The sequence below is a fragment of the Streptomyces sp. NPDC126499 genome (assembly GCF_040302485.1).
In the GTDB taxonomy this organism is placed as follows: Bacteria; Actinomycetota; Actinomycetes; order Streptomycetales; family Streptomycetaceae; genus Streptomyces.
In genome coordinates, this window is the sequence record NZ_JBEOUO010000067.1 from 1 (window position 1) to 1,067 (window position 1,067).

A 1,067-nucleotide genomic window follows, 5' to 3' on the forward strand; every position below is an offset into this window, starting at 1 on the left:
CTCTAAAGTGAAACATAAAAAAGATGCTTTTACAGAAGTAAGACTGAGTGGATATGAAGGCGGAGCTGGAAGAAATATCGAAAAAGGTGAAAAAGCATTTAAGGATAATAGTTCAGAATTTTTAAATGCTATTAAACCACTATCTGATCGTGATTTCATCTGGGTAGTAGCTGGATTAGGTGGTGGTACTGGTACAGGTGCAATAATTGAGGCTGTTATAACTCTTGCTGAGAGTGGATATGCAGAGAAATTAGGTTTAATCCTTACCTTACCTCGTCATAATGAAGGCGGTAATGTGTTAGGTAATGCATTTAAAAGAATCCAAGAAATCGGTAAAATTAAGGATGCTATTGGCTCAATAATTATCGTAGATAACCAGAAATTATATACAGACTTCCTTAAAAAAGAAGAAAATAAAGCCAAAACAATGGACGATTTCTTAACATATTGTAATAGATATGTCGCTGACACTTTACACGAGTTAAACACTATTACCAATGCATATGAAAATATGACAATGGAATACTTTGATTCTAGTGAATTTGAAAATACAATTAAACAATCAGGTTACCTTACTCTTTCTAAACTTACATTAATTGATAAACCAGATGTTTCAAATGAAGCACAATTTGTAAGCAAGCTTAAAGAATCTATTGAAAATGGTGTTTTATCAGATGGTTATAACTTTGAAACAGCACAAACAGCTGCTGTAACTACTATCGCTAATGGTGGACAAGTAGACTATATCACTAATATGGCGTTTGAAAGTAAAGTGAAAGAAGTTATTGATAGTATGGCTCCTTACCTAGATGAATATCCAGTAGCTGGTTATAAAGCGAATAATACTGTTGGGATTAATATTTATACAATCTTTACAGGTTTAGAAACCCCTACTTGTCTCGGGATTATCGGACAAAAATATGACGAATTTATAAAGGCTAAGAATGCAGCTAAGAAAAATGATGAAGTTTTAGAAAGATTAAACTCTTTAAATCATGAAAAGAAAGAAACAAATAAACCGAAAGATCTTAGAGCATTGTTAAGCGGTAACTCTAATAAAGATGAAG

1 protein-coding gene is annotated in these 1,067 nt (G+C 32.4%); it reads left to right on the top strand.

All coding sequences use genetic code 11. The features are described 5' to 3' along the window. A partial coding sequence (locus ABTZ91_RS34090; protein ID WP_352081109.1) for a hypothetical protein occupies positions 1 to 1,067 on the top strand: 1,067 nt, incomplete at both ends.